The organism is Mesorhizobium sp. M0145, assembly GCF_040322355.1.
GTDB lineage: Bacteria > Pseudomonadota > Alphaproteobacteria > Rhizobiales > Rhizobiaceae > Mesorhizobium.
In genome coordinates this window covers 38,916-55,292 of record NZ_JAMYTK010000009.1, presented here as the reverse complement: position 1 = coordinate 55,292, position 16,377 = coordinate 38,916, and the positions used below count along the sequence as shown (strand labels likewise).

At 62.1% G+C, this 16,377-nt stretch carries 17 protein-coding genes; 7 read left to right on the top strand and 10 right to left on the bottom strand.

The window, feature by feature from the left end:
- Window position 1 precedes the first annotated feature (1 nt).
- Window positions 2-943 (top strand): amidohydrolase family protein, encoded by a 942-nt coding sequence (locus NKJ28_RS15475; RefSeq protein ID WP_352636375.1) that lies wholly within the window; start codon window positions 2-4, stop codon window positions 941-943.
- Here NKJ28_RS15475 and NKJ28_RS15470 read toward each other — a convergent pair.
- From NKJ28_RS15470 to NKJ28_RS15455, 4 genes are read right to left on the bottom strand one after another with little or no spacing between them, the layout of a single operon-like run.
- Window positions 917-1,888, bottom strand: coding sequence for an ABC transporter permease (locus tag NKJ28_RS15470; RefSeq protein WP_352636374.1), 972 nt, complete (start codon window positions 1,886-1,888; stop codon window positions 917-919). The two genes, NKJ28_RS15475 and NKJ28_RS15470, sit on opposite strands and share 27 nt — an antisense overlap.
- A complete protein-coding gene (locus tag NKJ28_RS15465) occupies window positions 1,885-2,850 on the bottom strand; it encodes an ABC transporter permease (protein WP_352636373.1) in 966 nt (321 codons plus the stop codon). Before NKJ28_RS15465 ends, NKJ28_RS15470 begins: the two co-directional genes overlap by 4 nt.
- Window positions 2,847-4,355 (bottom strand): sugar ABC transporter ATP-binding protein, encoded by a 1,509-nt coding sequence (locus NKJ28_RS15460; protein WP_352636372.1) that lies wholly within the window; start codon window positions 4,353-4,355, stop codon window positions 2,847-2,849. The genes NKJ28_RS15465 and NKJ28_RS15460 overlap by 4 nt, the downstream gene beginning before the upstream one ends.
- An 18-nt stretch (window positions 4,356-4,373) precedes the next feature.
- Entirely contained in the window at window positions 4,374-5,426 is a 1,053-nt protein-coding gene (locus NKJ28_RS15455) for an ABC transporter substrate-binding protein (protein ID WP_352636371.1), read from the bottom strand.
- 242 nt (window positions 5,427-5,668) lie between these two features.
- Between NKJ28_RS15455 and NKJ28_RS15450 the strand changes: the two genes are divergently transcribed.
- Window positions 5,669-6,469, top strand: coding sequence for an IclR family transcriptional regulator (locus NKJ28_RS15450; RefSeq protein ID WP_352636370.1), 801 nt, complete (start codon window positions 5,669-5,671; stop codon window positions 6,467-6,469).
- 471 nt (window positions 6,470-6,940) lie between these two features.
- Here NKJ28_RS15450 and NKJ28_RS15445 read toward each other — a convergent pair whose 3' ends face one another.
- Together NKJ28_RS15445 and NKJ28_RS15440 are read right to left on the bottom strand one after the other, a co-directional pair.
- Entirely contained in the window at window positions 6,941-7,672 is a 732-nt protein-coding gene (locus tag NKJ28_RS15445; RefSeq protein ID WP_352636369.1) for a hypothetical protein, read from the bottom strand.
- 556 nt (window positions 7,673-8,228) lie between these two features.
- Window positions 8,229-8,462: a DUF982 domain-containing protein gene (locus NKJ28_RS15440; protein ID WP_352636368.1), complete on the bottom strand. Its 234-nt coding sequence runs from the start codon at window positions 8,460-8,462 to the stop codon at window positions 8,229-8,231.
- Window positions 8,463-8,730: 268 nt separating this feature from the next.
- Between NKJ28_RS15440 and NKJ28_RS15435 the strand changes: the two genes are divergently transcribed.
- Window positions 8,731-9,099 carry a hypothetical protein gene (locus tag NKJ28_RS15435; protein ID WP_352636367.1) on the top strand — a complete coding sequence of 123 codons (369 nt, stop codon included), beginning with the start codon at window positions 8,731-8,733 and terminating at the stop codon, window positions 9,097-9,099.
- A gap of 752 nt (window positions 9,100-9,851) precedes the next feature.
- Here the strand turns inward: NKJ28_RS15435 and NKJ28_RS15430 are convergent.
- Entirely contained in the window at window positions 9,852-10,229 is a 378-nt protein-coding gene (locus NKJ28_RS15430) for a type II toxin-antitoxin system VapC family toxin (RefSeq protein ID WP_502902195.1), read from the bottom strand.
- Between the two features lie 483 nt (window positions 10,230-10,712).
- Here NKJ28_RS15430 and NKJ28_RS15425 point away from each other — a divergent pair, with 483 nt between their 5' ends.
- The 4 genes from NKJ28_RS15425 to NKJ28_RS15410 all read left to right on the top strand — a co-directional run bounded on the left by NKJ28_RS15425 (window position 10,713) and on the right by NKJ28_RS15410 (window position 13,318).
- Window positions 10,713-11,351: a hypothetical protein gene (locus NKJ28_RS15425; protein ID WP_352636366.1), complete on the top strand. Its 639-nt coding sequence runs from the start codon at window positions 10,713-10,715 to the stop codon at window positions 11,349-11,351.
- The gene (locus NKJ28_RS15420) at window positions 11,348-11,743 is read left to right on the top strand and encodes a phage holin family protein (RefSeq protein ID WP_352636365.1); all 396 of its coding nucleotides are present in this window, start codon (window positions 11,348-11,350) and stop codon (window positions 11,741-11,743) included. The genes NKJ28_RS15425 and NKJ28_RS15420 overlap by 4 nt, the downstream gene beginning before the upstream one ends.
- Window positions 11,740-12,642 carry a hypothetical protein gene (locus NKJ28_RS15415; protein ID WP_352636364.1) on the top strand — a complete coding sequence of 301 codons (903 nt, stop codon included), beginning with the start codon at window positions 11,740-11,742 and terminating at the stop codon, window positions 12,640-12,642. Before NKJ28_RS15420 ends, NKJ28_RS15415 begins: the two co-directional genes overlap by 4 nt.
- Before the next feature lie 412 nt (window positions 12,643-13,054).
- Window positions 13,055-13,318, top strand: coding sequence for a hypothetical protein (locus NKJ28_RS15410; RefSeq protein WP_352636363.1), 264 nt, complete (start codon window positions 13,055-13,057; stop codon window positions 13,316-13,318).
- Between the two features lie 177 nt (window positions 13,319-13,495).
- On the opposite strand, the gene NKJ28_RS15405 is transcribed toward NKJ28_RS15410, so the two are convergent.
- The 3 genes from NKJ28_RS15405 to NKJ28_RS15395 form a co-directional block, all read right to left on the bottom strand.
- On the bottom strand, window positions 13,496-14,248 hold the full coding sequence (locus tag NKJ28_RS15405) for a hypothetical protein (protein WP_352636362.1): 753 nt from the start codon (window positions 14,246-14,248) through the stop codon (window positions 13,496-13,498).
- 139 nt (window positions 14,249-14,387) lie between these two features.
- A complete protein-coding gene (locus NKJ28_RS15400) occupies window positions 14,388-15,128 on the bottom strand; it encodes a M20/M25/M40 family metallo-hydrolase (protein WP_352636361.1) in 741 nt (246 codons plus the stop codon).
- A gap of 398 nt (window positions 15,129-15,526) precedes the next feature.
- Window positions 15,527-16,348 carry an IclR family transcriptional regulator gene (locus NKJ28_RS15395; RefSeq protein WP_352636435.1) on the bottom strand — a complete coding sequence of 274 codons (822 nt, stop codon included), beginning with the start codon at window positions 16,346-16,348 and terminating at the stop codon, window positions 15,527-15,529.
- Window positions 16,349-16,377: the final 29 nt, after the last annotated feature.

The window sequence follows — 16,377 nt, the reverse complement described above, 5'->3', positions numbered from 1 at the left end:
CGTGCCAAAGCGTTACTCCGGACCGATCATCGATGCCCACCATCACCTTTGGGATCTCGGCCTCGGCCGCCATCCCTGGCTCACGCCCACGGCTGGCGAACGCGGCGGTCTGGGCGAGCTTGGCCCCTTGCGGCGAAACTACCTTCCTGAAGATTATTTGCGCGACGCCGGCCAGCACAGTGTCGTCGCCACCGTCCATGTTGAAGCCGGTTGGGCCGGGGAGGACTGCGTCGGTGAAACGCGGTGGCTTGAAACCCTCGACAAGTCGCGCGGCGTGGCCGCCCGTTACGTCGTTCACGTACCTCTGGCGAACCGCCAAGCGCCGGCGCTGGTCCAGGCGCAGGCGGCATTCGACCGTGTCGTCGGCGTACGCGACATACTGAGCTGGGATCCGGATCCCGCCCGTCGTTTTGCCGCCCGCGACGGCATCATGGACGATCCGGCCTGGCGTGCCGGCCTGTCCCTGCTTGGGCGTCGCCGGCTGGTTTTCGACCTGATGGTGTTTCCGCGCCAGCTCACCGGCGCGGCGCGCCTCGCAGCGGCCTTTCCGAACCAGCTCTTTGTTCTCAACCATTGCGGCAGCCCGATCGATCGCGATGCGGACGGGATGCGGGTGTGGCGCGAAGGGCTGCGGCTTTTGTCGGAGCGCGAGAACGTCGCCATCAAGATATCGGATCTGGTCGCCTACGATCATGATTGGACGCTCGACAGCCTAAGGTCGGTTGTCATGCATTGCATCGACTGTTTCGGTACGCGGCGCGCGATGTTCGGCAGCGACTTTCCGGTCGCCGGCCTGCATGCATCGTTCGATGCGGTGTATGACAGCTTCAAGGCCATTGCAGGAGAGCTTTCCGCGGACGAGCAGACGGCACTGTTCTACGGCAATGCACGGCGCATTTATCGGCTGGACGATATGTCATCGGCGGGCCTGCTCTCTGCCTGAGAGAAGCAGCAGCCCCAGGATCAGCGACCCGAACAGGATACTGCGCCAGCCGGGCGATGCGTTGACCACGGTGATCAGCGCCGTGATCGTAACCAGCAGGATGGCGCCGGGGATGGTGCCGGCATAGGTGCCGAGCCCGCCGAGGATCGAGGTGCCGCCAAGCACCACGGCGGCAATCGAGGCGAGCAGATAAGGATCGCCGATACCGACATAGCCTTGTCCGTTCATGCCGAGGACCAACACACCGGCAAGTCCCGCACAGAAGCCGCTGATGCCGTAGACCGCCAGCGTGGTCGAGGCGACGGGAACCCCGGACAGCGCCGCGGCGAGCGGATTGGCGCCCATAGCGAATATCCGGGCGCCAAGGGATGTCGCATGCATCGTGGTCAGAACGATAACTGAAATGACCACCCACAAAAGCACGCCTGCCGGAATACCGACCGGCCGCGCATTGCCGAGCCAGCGGACCAGCGGGTTCTCGGCGGTCACGGCACTGCCGCCGGCGATGATGATCAGCAGACCTTGCAGGAATGTCGCCATCGCCAGTGTCATGATCATTGGATGAACGCGCAACAGCGCCACGCCCAGCCCGTTCACCAGACCGATTGCGCTCGTCAACGTGAGAACTGCAAGAACGGCGGTGAGCCCTGTCGGATCCGCCTGCCACGAAAGCAGCGGCAGGCTGACAGCGCTAACCGTGACGATCGCCGCGACGGAAAGGTCGATGCCGCCGGCAATCACCACGAAAGTTTGGCCCGCCGCGACCAGGCCGATCACCGCGCCCAATTCAACCAAATAGCGCAAATGCCCATAAGCGCCGAAGCCACGTGAAGCGAAGCTCGCCGCGATCCATACCGCCGCAACTGTAGCGATCGTAAGGAAGGGCCGGCTGCGCAGAATCGTCACGGCGCGCCTGCCGCTCACGCTCTCTTTCCGTGCTGTCATTGCTGCACCTTGCGGAATTGCGGGATGGCGACCGCGCCGATGATGATGAGGCCCTGGGCGACATATTGGGCGACCGGCGTGAAGCCGAGGAAGAACATGACACTGATCATCAGGCTGAGCAGCAGGCTGCCCGCAAGAGCGCCGCGCATGGTACCCTGGCCGCCCAGGAAACCGATGCCGCCGAGCACTGCGGCGGCAATGGAATTCAGCGTGAACGCCGTGCCGATGACTGGATCGCCCGAACCCGTTTGCGCGGCGACGAACAGGCCGGCGCCTGTGCAAAGCAGGCCGCTAATCGCGTAGGCGGCGATCCGGGCACCGTCGACCGGCACGCTGGAGCGGTAGGCGCCGACGGGATTTTCGCCTGCAGCATAGATGCTCAAACCAAGCGGCGTGGCGAGATAGAGTTTCCACAAAAGCACGATGAGTACCAGCAGCACGAATGCCGCCGGCGTGTTGCCGGCAAGCAGGTCCGACAGCCACTCGGGTATGGCGCCGCCCGGCCTCGGCAGGATGAGCAGCGCAGCGCCGCCGATAATGAAGGAGCCAGCGAGCGTCACCACGATCGCCGGCAACCGAAGTTTCACGACGATGAACCCGATCGCGGCACCGATGCCGAGACCGGTCAGCGCCACCGCAGCGGCACCGCCGGCTACGCCCAGCGGTCCAGTCATCGTCGTCGCAGCGATCACCGCGCCCAGGCTGACCATGGCGCCGATGGCCAGGCTTATGCCGCCGGTGAGCATGAGGATCGCCTGGGCCATTGCGACCAGCGCCAGCGGAAACCAGCTCTGGGTGAATTTGGCGAAACCGGACGCTGTCAAGAGGCCGGGAAACAGGAAACCGTAGGCAATGACGAACGCCAGGACCACAGCGAACAGGCTGCGCACGCCGACATTGCGGCGCAGCTGAACCGGCCAGTAGAGCGCGCCGGCTTGGCTTGAGGATGCAACCGCGCTCATGCCGCAACTTTCTGCTGTTCGGCGCCCATTGCGGCGGAAACGATGGCTTCCTCGCTCAGTGCCTCGCGCTCGAGCATGGCCACGATGCGGCCTTCGCGGACCACGCCGACGCGGTCGCAAAGGTGCACCAGTTCGGGTGTGTCGGAACTGAGCAGCACGATCGCCTTGCCGGCAGCGGCGAGTTTGCGAAGCATCATGTAGATCTCACGCTTGGTCTCGACATCGACGCCGCGCGTCGGGTCGTTGAGGAGAAGCACAAGCGGCTCGTGTGGCATCCATTTCGCCAGCGCGACCTTCTGCTGGTTGCCACCTGAGAGTGCCTGCGCCGGGCGGTCGAGGTCGCCCTTGATGGCAAGCTGGGCGGCGAGACCCCTTGCCATATCGCGCTCGGCACGCCGGCTGCGCAGCTTCAGCGCCGGCAGCCTTGCGAAGGCGGGCAGCATCATATTGGTGATGATGGGATGGATCAGGTGCAGGCCTTCGCGCTTGCGGTCAGCCGGGACATAAGCGAGGCCGAGCGCATTGGCGTTCGGCACGCCGCCGGGCAAACCCGAAACACCGTTAACCGTCGCGGATACCGTCCTGGCGGGGATCGCGCCGTAGAGGCCAAGCAGCAGATCTTCCTGCCCCTGCCCGACCAGGCCGCCAATGCCAAGCACCTCGCCCGTCCTGATGTCGAGATCGACGTCGCGCATCAGGCCGGCCGAAAATTTACGAACCGAGATGGCATCGGCCGGCGATGGCGAAGGCCGCCATCGTGGAAAGAGATCGCCGGGGTCGCGGCCGACCATCAGCCGTACCAGCCCGGCGGCATCGGTTCCTTCCAGCGAGCAGTCCGCCGTGCAGGTCCCGTCCTTGAGCACGGTGACATGCTGGCACAGCGTCATCACCTCGTTCAGTCGGTGTGAGATGTAGAGAATAGCGATGCCCTCGCCCCGAAGCCTCTCCAGCAGGTCGGTGAGGATTTTTGTCTCAGTTGCCGATAGCGATGAGGTGGGTTCGTCGAGAATGAGCACGCGCGGCCGGCGGTAAAGCGCCTTGGCGATCTCCACCATCTGCCGGCGGCCGAGGGACAGGTGCCCCACCGGCGTAGACAGCGGTTCGTAAAGCCCGACAAGATCGCATGCGGCTCTGGCCCGGACGGCAAGCTCGTTGTAGTCGATCAAGCCGAACCGCTTGGGATAGGCACCTAGCCCGATGTTTTCGGCAATGGACAAGCTGGCCGTCAGGCTGAGTTCCTGCTGGACAACGGCGATCCCGGCCTGTCGCGCATTAGCGGGGGTCATGCGCGAGACCGGGCGCCCATCGACCTCGATCGCCCCGCCGTCCGGGCGCAAGGCGCCGGACAAAAGGTTGATCAGTGTCGACTTACCTGCGCCGTTCTCGCCCAGCAGCGCATGCACGCGGCCCGGCTGGAGAGCGATTGAAACGTTGCGCAGAACGGGGTTGCCGAAAAAGGACTTCGACACCCCCTGCGCGGCGAGAAGCGGAGCCGTGGTTGTCAATGCTACAACCCTTCAGGCTTATTTCTGGGCCAGCAGCTTCTTGAATAGATCCTCATCGTACGGCGAATAGATGTAACCGTCAGCCGGGAAATCCTTCGCCCGGGCAAGGTATTCGTCGATGTTGGAATTGTCGATCACCGGCAACGGGATCTTGACGAAAGCCGGCACATCCTCGCCCTCCAGTGCCTGGACGGCGGTGTAGGTGGCGAAGGCGCCGAGCCAGTTCGGCTGCATCGTCGCCCAGCTCTTCAGGCCCTTTTCCTTCCACAGTTCGAGAAACTGGCGCGCATTCTCGCCGGTGATCGGCACCTGGTCGCGGCCCTGCTTGTCGAGCGCGAGCACGGCGCCCGCCGACAACGCGCCGCCCAGCGACAGGATGCCGTCGATTTCGGGGTTGGCGAAAAGTAGGCTGGTGACGGCCTCTTGGGCGGGCGCGACATTGTAAGGCGTGTTCGTCTCGGCAAGCACCTTCACATCGGGATGGGCCTTAAGCTCGGCATCGGCGCCTTTGCGCCGGTCGTCGCTGACCGAAACGCCGGCTGGTCCATTGAGGATGAGGATCTTGCCCTTGCCCCCGATGGCGTCGATCAGAAACTTGGCCGCCTGGTCGCCCCACTGTGAGGAATCGGTGTTGACCTTGGCGGTCACCTGGTCGGTATCGACGAGGCTGTCGAAGTTGATGATGGCGATGCCCTTGGCGCAGGCGTCCGCCAGCACGCGCGCCGGCGCGGTCGACGAACCAGCGATCAAGATGATGGCATCGACATCGGAATCGATCATCGACTGGATCTGCTGAATCTGGACGTTGGCGTCGCCCTGGGCATCGGTCACGACGAGCTTGTCGACCAAGCCTTGCTTCTTCAAAGTCTCGACTTCGGCTTCGATCGTGCCCTGTGTCTGCTTCATCCAGGTCGGCACTGAATAGATATCGGCCCAGCCGATCGTATATGGCGCTTTGCGATCGCCCTTGATGCATTTAGCGGCGGCGTTGGCTTGCGAACCGGCGCCGAGGCTGAGGAGAAGACCGAGGCAAAGGGCACTGGCGGATGCGAAAAACGATGATTTCGTCATGATGGTTCCCTTCTGAAGTTATGCCTGGACGTGCGGGATCGGGACGAGAGAACCCGCCGGTTGCCGCTTTCCGGAAACCGCCCGTTTTTCTCGTCAGGACTTTCTGCGCCCGGCTCGTTATTGTCCGATATTTCAGACAATAAGCCTGTATATCGGACAAATTGGATGCTAGACTGAGCCTTGACATCTTTCAAGCGTCTTGAGACGAGGGCCGAAATGATTTTTGCGCGGGTGCGGCCTACATGAGCGATGGCGTCACTGGTCTAATTGAAACGGAAGCCGGCGCCGAGCCGCGCAATGGCGAACGGCGTCGCGGGATCGACCGCGTCATCATGCTACTCGAGGCCCTTCTGCGGCACCGCGCGCCGATGCGCGTCGGCGACATCGCCAAGATGATCGGGGCGCCGCGTTCAACCACTTATGAAATCGTCAACAGCCTTCTGGGAGCCGAAATGCTCGAGAACGTCGGAACGGAAGGCTATGTCTATTTCGGAAAGGCGATGCATCTGTTCGGCTGGGCCTACTCACATCATAATGCCCATTACCGGCGCATCATCGAAACCCTGGACAGACTAGCCGCGGAGACGGGCGAGACCGTCCAACTGTGCGGCCTGCGCGGGAACAAATATGTCGTCCTTGATTGCCGGGACTCGCCTGGCCCGTTCCGGATTTCAAGCGATGTCGGAGTCGAGGTGCCGATCCCGTGGACGGCGTCCGGAAGGCTGCTGCTCGGCCATATGAGCGAGCAGGAAATACGGGACTTCGTTCCGCCTGGCGACTACACGCTCCCCGACGGCCGCGTCATTGCGCCAGCTAAGTTCTTCGGCGATGTCGCTCTGGCGCGCCAGCAAGGTTTCAGCGAGACGGCTGCTCTGGCCGACCGCTTCACCTGGTGCATGGCCGCGCCCATCCGCGATGGCAACGGGGCCATCAACAAGACGCTTTGTTTCGTGTTGCCCGTCGACACGCCGGAAGCCAGGCGCAGCGAGTTGCTTGCCCTCCTATGCGAGCGCGCCAGTGGGTTGTCGTTGGCGGGAAGCTAGTAAAAATCGGCACGCGAAGGTCCGGGGTAGGCTCCGTTCGTTCATCAAGCCAAGGCTCAGCTACGCTGTTGCGGCGGCGGACCTGATTCCCGCCTAGGCCGGCACCTATCTCCCGCCCTCCTCCCTCTCCCGATCGGTGCCGGCTAGCTTCAGCGCGAGGCGGATTGCGCTTGTAGCCTACAGGCCCAGGGTCAGAGACAACTGGACAACTGGCGTGTCATGCTCACGGACATCAATCGCTACGGGGCGTTGCTCCAGCCTTTGCACCTGATCTTTCGCTAAATTCGAGCAAGGCTCGAACCTGTACAGTTTTTACAATCCTCATGGTGGACCCACCGCCGGCGTGCGCATCGGGCCAATGTCGGCGCATCGACGATCTTGCTTTCAAGATAGCCGCCGTTGCTGCGGTAAGGCCCTTCTGACCCGCCGGGTAACTCCAGCAGCCGACCGCAGGCGACGGCACGATCAATCTCACTCCTGTATCGCCCCGCGCCCTCTGAGGCCACGAATGCTGCGCACCACCACCCGCTCGGCGGAATGCTCTCGCCGCACCAATTGAACTCGCGGGCGACGGCTTCGTAGACGTTGCGTCTGCCGCCTTGCCATTGGATCAAGTAGGTTCGAGATGGCGGACGGTGCGATCGCTGGTATCGACGACGACGAACTCGCCCGGCCGGATACCTGGTAGTCGTTCGAGAACACGGCGAGCGCCGTGTTCACGTCGATGCATTTCGCCCGAACATCCAGATCGGCCGAAGCCGCTCGCCTGTTTTGGGCACTGGCTGATCTCATTCGACGCGCCCTTCCAGCCACCGGCGCCACCAGTTGCGTTCCAGGCCTGTGCCACCATATGGACGCTGGGCTGCACGCTCGCGAACAGCCGGAACCAACGGCCGCCACGAGCGGTTTACCAATCGAAGGGACTGCAATGGATGCGGGATAATGGAATTTTTGGATATGGAACTGGCGAGAGCCCGACAGCGGCTCAACGGAGCGCAGCTTTCCCTTAAACGTGCGAATGAAATGCTGGATGAAGACTGCGGCGTCGGCATCAATATCGCGCTGTGCAGCAGGATACGGGCTGCGCAACGGCGCGTGGTCGAGGCCAGATCGCGTCTGACGAGGATCGATTTCACCGGCACTGACGGACTTCGCACGGGTTGAACCATCCGGCCCGTCGACGCCGCGATAGGTCGGGGTCATGACAAATCAGGATGACCCCGCCGGCCCGAGTTGCGCTTTCATGCTGCGCCTCGTATGGTCAACGCCTTTGTCTTCCATTTCCTCGACATCGCATGGGAATAGCGCCTCATCCAGAGCCAAATTTTTCCTGTCCTTGTCCTAGGTCCTTTTTTCTCCTGTTCCTTATCCTTTCCTTGCTTCGAAGGGGCTCCGAAGCCCCTCAGAAGGCCCTTTCGTATTCCCACAGGACGAGCTGGTCACCAAGGTGAATGGCTCTCGGTAGTGGGCAAAAACCGCAAATTGTATCGGACAGATACGCAGGGCAGCGAGATGCTCGGCGACCGAAATTACTCGGTAGAACTGAAGCATTCCTGAACCACTAGGTAGACGTACTTTGGCCGCGGATAGACGAATTCACCGCATCCACGATGAGCAGAAAGCGAACGATTATTTTTCGGCCGGCAAAGCAATGCAGGAAGCTCTTGGACGTGAAGAATGCGGACGCCGCGGAGGCCGTTGGCATCGCAAATGGCCGGCGAGGCCTGCCAGCCGTTCAAAATGGCAAGGTGGCATGACTTCAGATCAGCTCTTCAACAATTCCGCCAAGTCGCTTCAGGCCGACGAGCGGAGGCCTTTGCTTAAGGCCCTGTTCGGCTGCGGCCGCCTTGAAGGCATCGATCGCAGCTTGTTGGTTGCAATGACCGGCCAAGCATTCCTTGATCATTCGGACCGCTTCGAGCCGTCGCGGTTTGGCCAGGTATGGCCATGGTTGTTCAAGCGCTTTCGCAGCATCGGATATCGATGCGACCACCGTCGACTTGCCATTCAGGTAGACGGGATGAACGCTGTCATTTTTCTCGCTCGCTGCGGTTGAAGGCGGTTAAACGCGAAGACACGGCGAGGGTTGCATGAACGCGCATCCCCGCGAATTCAAAGCCCACTGCCCGATGCCATCGAGTCTGAACAGGCCTTGCTTGTGTTTATCCTGAACTCGACGCCTATTGGCGCGTCGCCGGATTCCTGAGGCCGAAACACTTCGCGACAAGCTCCACGGCGCGCTCTTTGAAACCATGTCAACGATGATCGCCAAGGGCAGGCCGGTCAATCCGATCACGATTGAGCCGTATATCCCGGCAGAGCAGATGGTCGGCGATCTGACCATGTTCGCTTATGTCACCCGGCTCGCCGCGGAAGCCGTCACCATCTCTGGCGCCTATGATTATGGGCGCGGCATCATCGAAATGTCAGCGCGTCACCAGCTGATCGCGATGGCACAGGATCTCGACGCGCTGGCCCGCAACATGCCGGTCGACATGACGCCGGAAAAATCATCGGGTCGACAGCGGACGGGCTCACCTGCATCGCGAGGAAGGGAACGAGCGCGCCGCATCGGTGCAATATGGCGTCCTGCTCAACGCGGTGACAAAGGCCGCCAAGTCGAGCGGTGACACATCCTCTCGCATTCCATGGTTCCTGCCGGAGATCACATCAGCGCTCGGCGACATCCCCGCGGCTACCTGGTCGGCGGCAGCAAAACATCGTTCAGCCTGCAGCCCGCGGTGTCCTCGGCCTCACTCAATGGCATGAAGAACGCGCGGCAAGGGTGCCCTTGGGCCAAGAGCGTGATAATCCCGACGTTCCTCTACCAAATGCGCCAGGATCTCTAGACGCGGCCGAGCGATATCCATGCCATGTTCAACAACATACCCGTGGCAGAAAAGAAGCTGTACTGGATCGAGGGCACGACGCGGCGCTGGGGACGGTTATACCTACGTCCAGCGGCAGCCAGCCCAGGTTCTCGAATGGTTTGGACGATTCACGACATGCCAGGCCGGGCGCAGCGGCCGCCCCGGCCCTCTGTTGAGCGCCAAGCCCGGCCAGCCTCGACTCAACGGAGCCGGCGGGGCACCCTCTTCGTCAACGGAATGGGGCGAGCGCAAAGTTCAGCGGACGACTGTGCCCCTTCCATCACCTCTGCCGCGACCCGCTCAGGCAGCCCGCATATGGCCGCGCGATCTACTTCCGGCGCGACGACATGCTTGAACGAGTGGCGCCAACAGGTTCAGGCCGAAGAAGCACTGACGCGCCGGATCGGCCGAACCAGCGTCGATTCCCAAGGAATTTCCGGGCTTCTCTATGGCGCATTTTGCAAAACGCGTTCAGCCCCTCCGCTTCGCCACCCACCAAGCCGGGCGGCCCTTCAGTTGAGACACGCCAGGAAGAACTTTCGCTCTAGCAGCCGATCTGTGGCTCGGGCTCCGGGCGCAGGTTTGTCAAGACTGCGGATAGGCGCAGGATACTGCGCGATCAGATCGTCGACGGTCAGCAATGTAATGCCCTCCACGATCGATTGAGCAATCAGGATCCGATCGAAGAGGTCCGTGTGGATGGGTGGAAGCCCCTCCACCGTGATGGCAAGCTCGCCGGTGAGTGGCAGCTCATAATAGCCATTGTCGATCAGGCCCCGACGTAACAGGCGCGCATCGACCCTAAAGTCAGGGCGGCCCAGACCGCGTTTGATGGCAATCTCCCAGAGACTTGCGGCGCTGAATGTCAGGTGGTTGTCGGCATTCTCGATCTCAGCGGTGGCACACTACGCCGATCCGCCACCAATGTCGTAGCGGACGGCGCTGTCGCGTCTTTCCTAGCTGGGATGAACGATGCTTTCCCGCGGCCGGAGAATGGGATCATCGGTGCCTCGGTTTGTGCACGCCTTGTTTCCGAAGGACCTGAGGTGCTGATGATCGCGCGGCCTGCGATCGACTGGGGAAGACAAGCCGTGGCAGCTGCCGCGGCTTGCCGATGACGGCCCTCGCAGAGGCATTGCGGACGGCGCGAGAAAACTTCTTTCGTGACGCCGTTTCGCAGGGGCGAAGCAGGCCTCAGAACGGTTAGGCAGCGCTTACCAAAAAAGATGTCGCCGGAAGGGAACTCAGGAAGCCCAGGCAAGTTCTGTGCGAAGTGGAGGAGATTGCGCCATGAACAGTGTCATTTATCTCATCGGCCTTGTCGTCGTCGTGCTTGCGATCCTCTCCTTCCTCGGATTCCACTAGGAGACACCATGCAGCACCAAAACGATCAGGGCCGTCAGACGGCCGATTTCGAGACAGCCAAAAGCGAGCTTTCGGAAAGATTACAACGAGAAACGCAGACCGCGACCGAGGCGCTACAGGACGCTCGCGACGAGGTCACTCGGAAAGCCAGCGATTACGCTTCGGAAGCCAAGCAAGCGTTGGTCGACAAGGCAGAGGGAACACAACGCGACGTGAGCGCCAACCTGAAGGCCTTTAGCGGTGCATTGCGCGCGGCAAGCGAGCATCTGGCCAATAATGATCAACGGACCGCTTCAAAGTTCGCCCTCGATGCCGCAGGCGGGCTTGAGCGGCTTTCATCCTCACTGAAGGATAAGCCGTTCGATGAGGTGCTCGGCGAAATTCAGTCGTTCGGCCGTGAAAACTCCGGGGCGCTGATCGCCGGTTCGGTATTGGCAGGCCTGGCGTTGGGGCGGTTCATCAAGAGCTCGCCACCCTCTGCCCAAACCGGAGCACCGGGCCAGTCGGGAACAGGCCGGGCGCCCGAGACGGGTCCTAGCTCGAATGAGTCAGGATGGCGATCGGCGGAGGCAGTTGAGCCGGCCCCGCTAGGATCCGATCAGTCCGGCGATGACTGGGCCAATGCAAGCCTGGAGCGAAACCCATGACTGACAATCAGGACACTCGCAGCCTGACAACCCTTGTCAGCGATCTGGCACAGCAGGTCACAACACTGCTTCAAACCGAAAGCAGGCTGTTGCGGGCTGAAATGTCGGAAAAGGTAAGCAAGGCCGGCGCCGGCGCCGTGGAGGTAATGGGAGGCGCCATTTGCCTGCTCGCCGCCCTGATGGTGCTTTTGCAGGCGCTGGTGATTGCCTTGGCGAGCGCCGGACTGGGAGCCGGATGGTCTTCGCTGCTGGTCGGCGTCGTGGTGGCGATCCTGGGCGTCATACTCTTGCGCTCCGGCAAAGCAAGCATGGCTCCTTCCGAACTGACGCCCGACCGCACACAAGACCAGCTTAAGCGTGATGCACGCGTGATCAAGGAACAGATAAGATGACCGAAAAATCCGCAGCCGAGTTGGAACGCGATGCTGATATAGCCCGCGCCAGAGTGGCAGATACCGCAGACTCGATCCGCAGCAAGATGACACCGGGCCAACTGATCGACGAATTCACCGGGATGTTCAGCGGCGAGGGATCCGCCATGCTCAGCAATCTTAAGACTCAGGTCAGGGACAATCCGTTGCCGCTTACATTGGTCGGTGCCGGCCTGGCCTGGCTGATGCTCGGCAGGGGCCCGTCGGTAGACACTTCAGCACTAGGTGGCCATCAGACCCGCAGAAACGACACCCGGAATTTCTCTGACCGGCAGAACTTGGGTGGCGAGGGCTGGCCGGACTCAAGCGGCGATGACTACGGTGCCGAGGGCGAAAGTTCCGGAGGCGGCTCCATGCTCTCCGAGGCTGCTGGTTCGGTTGCTTCCATGGCAGGCGGTGTAACCGAAGCCGTGGCAGATCTTGCGGGCGGCGCCAGACAAAAATTCAGAAGCACGGCCGGACAGGTCGGCTCAAGTGCCAGTGATCTGACCGCACGGGCGCGCCAGTCGGCGCAGGATCTGCTGCAGCGCGAACCTCTGGCGATGGCTGCGGTGGGCTTTGCAGTCGGCACCGCCATCGGCGTGATGCTACCCCACACCGCCACGGAGGACGAGCAACTTGGCGCCTACCGCGACAAGCTTCGTGACAGTGCCGAGGACGTCGTCGAGAAGGGCCTCGACCAAGCCAAGCAAGTCGCCGCCGAAGCCTACGAAACCGTAAAGGAAGAGGCTGACCGACAGGGTTCCAGCGGCGACGCCGACACCTTGGCTGGCCGCGTCGCCGATGTTGTAAGATCGACTGCAAGCAAAACCGAGGAGGCCATTCGCGATCGCTTGCCGGAGTCGGACGAGTCCCCCTGAACTGCACAATAACGCCGGGGTCGGTCGTTGGTGGTGAGCCCGCTGCGATCGATGTCTCAACCGGTCCCGAGCCTGTCGCTAGCTGGCAGCATTGGAGCGAACCGTTTGGCTATTTGCAGAGCGCTGCCATCTCGTCTCCACTCAGCCCGAAGCAGCACTGTCCGGTCCCAAATCATCCCGTCGCGGTCGATCCGCCAGGGGTGGTTTGAGGTGGCTACCGGGCACTCCTCTCGGTCAGCCGGGCGCATTAGCTCTTGGCGGTCTCTCCCGCCCCACGCAGTCTGGCGTATTGAAGGTGACGTCGCGCAGGTTCTGCTTTAGCCAGTCGGCCATTTTCTCTTCTTCGCTCAGATTCTGCTGAGGCTTTTGCTTGTTGAAATGCGCCGGCCTCTGCAAGCACGAGCAGGGAGTTGTGGGCGGCGATCTCGTAATTTTCGAATGCAAAGTTGGCGAAGCAGTTCTTGAGGATTTCAGCCGGCTACGGCATGCCAACATCGCCGCAATGCTGCCGACCATTGACATGTCCGTATCCTTCAAAGTGGAGTGGTCCTCACCGAGGCTATCCAGAATGGATTTCAGCCGGGCCAATCTGCCCTTCTGTCTCCCGGATGTACTGCCGCAGCCGGTCGGCGACCTGCGGATAGTTTTCTATCCGGCTGAACTTGAGGCTTCATGATCGACAGTGCCTGGTTTTCCATGGCGGGGGCGTTGCGGAGCCCGACAATGAAGATTAAGCGGGTTTCGGAATTGACATCAGTGTCCATCGGATTTCCTCGCCGGTGGATCTGACCTCCAGACCTTGGCTTTGAAGATTTGTTCCTAGCGAAGGTGTCGAGGCATAGGGCTTTCGCGCTTACTCCGGCTTTGTAAGAAGTGCAGCACAAACATCCCTCACGACTTGCAGCAGGACGTCGAAAGCGTGGCCGATATGCAGACGCTCGAGCGGCGTGTGGTAGTCTCGTCCCCACGGGCCGATATTGATGGTGCGAATGTTGGCCAGCCCACCTGACTTCCGCCAGCGAATGCCCTCCCGCCACATCGGCGTGTTGCGGGCGACGACGTCGAGACCGGACTCGGCGGCCTCGCCAAAGAAGCTCATATCCGAGATGCCGGCGAAATAATCCGCACAGCCGATTGCTGAGCCATAGCGGGCGCTTGCGCCGGCGGTGATGTCCGAGACTATGGCGCGCAGCCTCGCCGCTGCCGGCTGCTCCGAAAGGGTCGTCGGCAGATAAGGTATCGAGCCGAAGCCGGTGACGATTGCCGGTCCCAGCAAGCGGCTCAATCGCCATGCCTCCTCGGTGACCAGCCGGCATTGCTCCGGCAGAGGGAGATCGCCAGCGGCAAGGGACGCTCCAACCGCGCCAAGCCTTGATCTTGCTTCCGCACCGAGACGGTCCAGCACTGCCTCGTAACGATGCAGGGGAATTGTTTCGACGAGATCAATCGCGGCGCTGCCGTGGGAGCGCCGCCGCCGCTTCAGCTCCGTCAGGCAGGCAGAAACACCATCTGCGCAAAGCCGATCGAAACCATCAAGCACCTCATTTGGCGTCCAGCGATAGCTCAGCACGTTGAAGGTGGCGAACGCCGTTGCCGGCGTTGTCACATCATAGCCGGACTTGCCGTCGCGGATGCTGAGCAGACTCGGCGGCGTGCCCTGAACGGCCTGGGAATCGTCGGTAAGCTCCGATGCCCTTCCACCCGGGCGGCTATTGCGGCGGTAACCGCTGCGGCATTCAGGCCATTCAGGGGAAAACCGCTATGCGCGGGAACTCCGACGACGTAGGCGGTCGGAAGCAGCTTGCCCACCGTTCCGAGCGCGATGATGCGACCCTTGCTGCCGTCCCCGTCGTCGGCGGTCGCATCGAGATTGATCGCCGCCAGAATTTCGAGCCCGCGCTCGCCAGCAATCGCGGCAGCGCCTGTGCCGCCTTGCGCGCTCCGGCAGAATTTTTCTCTTCGTCGGGAACGGCGATGAACAGAAGGTTCCCCGCCGGATCGGGGCTTTCGGCCAATTCGGCGCAGACCGCCAGCCCGGCGGCGAGGCCGGCCTTCATGTCTAGCAGGCCGCGGCCGGCGAGAAACTCTCCCGAGACGAAATCGTCCCGCGCCCGCCTGGCGGCAGGCGCATCGGCCATGGCCAAGGCTTTGCTCAGCGCCTGGGTGAGTTGTTGCGGCTGGGTGGCCAGATCCTCCAGATCGCCATAGTCGCGCGTCGTGACGGTGTCGTAGTGGCCGGTCAGCACAACGGTGGTGCGGCCAGTGCCGCGGACCAGCATCGCCACGCAGTGCCGGCGATCTCCCGGCTCGACCTCTATGGTCCAGGTTTCCGCGTGGCGAAACGCGGTCTCGCGGCGCAACTCGTCGGCCAGCCATAGGCCGAACGCGGCTTCGCCGTCGGTACCGGTGACGCTTTTCCGTTCGGTCAGCGCGATTGCCCAATATCTGGCACGGCCCGCCAGGCGGCTGGTCGCTCCAGTGTTCATCACTATCCCCACGCAAGTGAAAGAACCCGAGCTTAGTGCGGCCAGCAGCCTTCTCAAGCGGCATTTTCCTAGGGCACGCGATCTGTAGCTCTGCAGGCGCCTGTGGGCCGCGACGATCTCGGAACCCTTTTACCGGTGAAGGATGAAGCCTTGTTCGCGACCTTCGGTGCGCCCGTTACCGCCACAACATCGCCATGCGACAGTCCTACTTTGCCGACCGAGCGAAATTCGAACTTGGTTCTAACGTGGCCCCTGGGCATCGCTCACACCAGCTCGCCATCCGGACGTTGTGTGCAAGTGAGCGACACGCCGGTCCAATGGGACCATTTCTGGTTCGGTGAGCGGGATGTGCAGAAGCGCACCATCCCGCGATTTTGCCAACTCGCGCCGGGCGTTCGCTATGGCCGGTCGGCTCGCCAACCGAGCCGCGACTCGATGCGGCGCGCGCTGGTCTTGACCATCGTAATCAAATCCGGGTTCTTTTGCTTCAGCTTCACGTCCGGGACGACGATCGAGATCGTGGCACGGCAGGCTCCTTGGTTGTCACGGATGGGAGCCGCAATGCAGGCAACTGAAAAGTCAGATTCACCAGCCTGGATCGACAGCCCCTGCTCCAGTGCTGCGGCGGCCGCGCGAGCGAGCACATCCTCGTCCGTCTCGGCGCGTCCAGTCGGAGAGGCGATCGCGGATCGGGCGAAAATTGCGCGACGTTCGGCTTCCGGCAAATGGCCGACGAGCAGCCGGCCCGACGCAGTCCAGTTCAGCGGCGTCCGGGTCCCGACGCGAGATGTAACCTGGAAATGATCTTTGCCCTCTTCCATCGCAAGCACGACCATATGGTCACCGTCACGGCCGCATAGCTGGATCGCCTCTTTCGAACTCTGAGCCAGTTCGTGCATCTCCTGCGTTGCCACGTTGAGCAGGTCCAACGTACGAGCGTAGGTCAGGCCGTACTGATAGAGCCGCGGACCCAGCCAGAGCAGACCGCCGTCCTTGCGGTCCAGCAGTTCCTTTTCGACCAGATCTTCGACGATGACGTAGATCGTCGACAGGGGGGCGCCGATGTCGTGCGCTATCTCATACGCCGTTGCTGGCCGCCCCTGCTTTTGCAGATAATCGAGTATTTGCAGCGCACGGTCGATACCGCTGGTGCGCGAGCGGCGGGGTTCCCGTGCGCCTTCGGCGGGGTTCAGGTGCAGGTCGGGCGCTATCGTGGGCATGGCATTCTCGGGACTGGTTTTGCTTGCAC

Bases quoted from the DNA above. Each gene is read 5' to 3' on its own strand.
- NKJ28_RS15470 (WP_352636374.1), bottom strand. From the start codon at position 1,888: ATGACAGCACGGAAAGAGAGCGTGAGCGGCAGGCGCGCCGTGACGATT.
- NKJ28_RS15465 (WP_352636373.1), bottom strand. From the start codon at position 2,850: ATGAGCGCGGTTGCATCCTCAAGCCAAGCCGGCGCGCTCTACTGGCCG.
- NKJ28_RS15455 (WP_352636371.1), bottom strand. From the start codon at position 5,426: ATGACGAAATCATCGTTTTTCGCATCCGCCAGTGCCCTTTGCCTCGGT.
- NKJ28_RS15450 (WP_352636370.1), top strand. From the start codon at position 5,669: ATGAGCGATGGCGTCACTGGTCTAATTGAAACGGAAGCCGGCGCCGAG.
- NKJ28_RS15445 (WP_352636369.1), bottom strand. From the start codon at position 7,672: ATGACCCCGACCTATCGCGGCGTCGACGGGCCGGATGGTTCAACCCGT.
- NKJ28_RS15435 (WP_352636367.1), top strand. From the start codon at position 8,731: ATGATCGCCAAGGGCAGGCCGGTCAATCCGATCACGATTGAGCCGTAT.
- NKJ28_RS15425 (WP_352636366.1), top strand. From the start codon at position 10,713: ATGCAGCACCAAAACGATCAGGGCCGTCAGACGGCCGATTTCGAGACA.
- NKJ28_RS15420 (WP_352636365.1), top strand. From the start codon at position 11,348: ATGACTGACAATCAGGACACTCGCAGCCTGACAACCCTTGTCAGCGAT.
- NKJ28_RS15415 (WP_352636364.1), top strand. From the start codon at position 11,740: ATGACCGAAAAATCCGCAGCCGAGTTGGAACGCGATGCTGATATAGCC.
- NKJ28_RS15400 (WP_352636361.1), bottom strand. From the start codon at position 15,128: ATGAACACTGGAGCGACCAGCCGCCTGGCGGGCCGTGCCAGATATTGG.
- NKJ28_RS15395 (WP_352636435.1), bottom strand. From the start codon at position 16,348: ATGCCCACGATAGCGCCCGACCTGCACCTGAACCCCGCCGAAGGCGCA.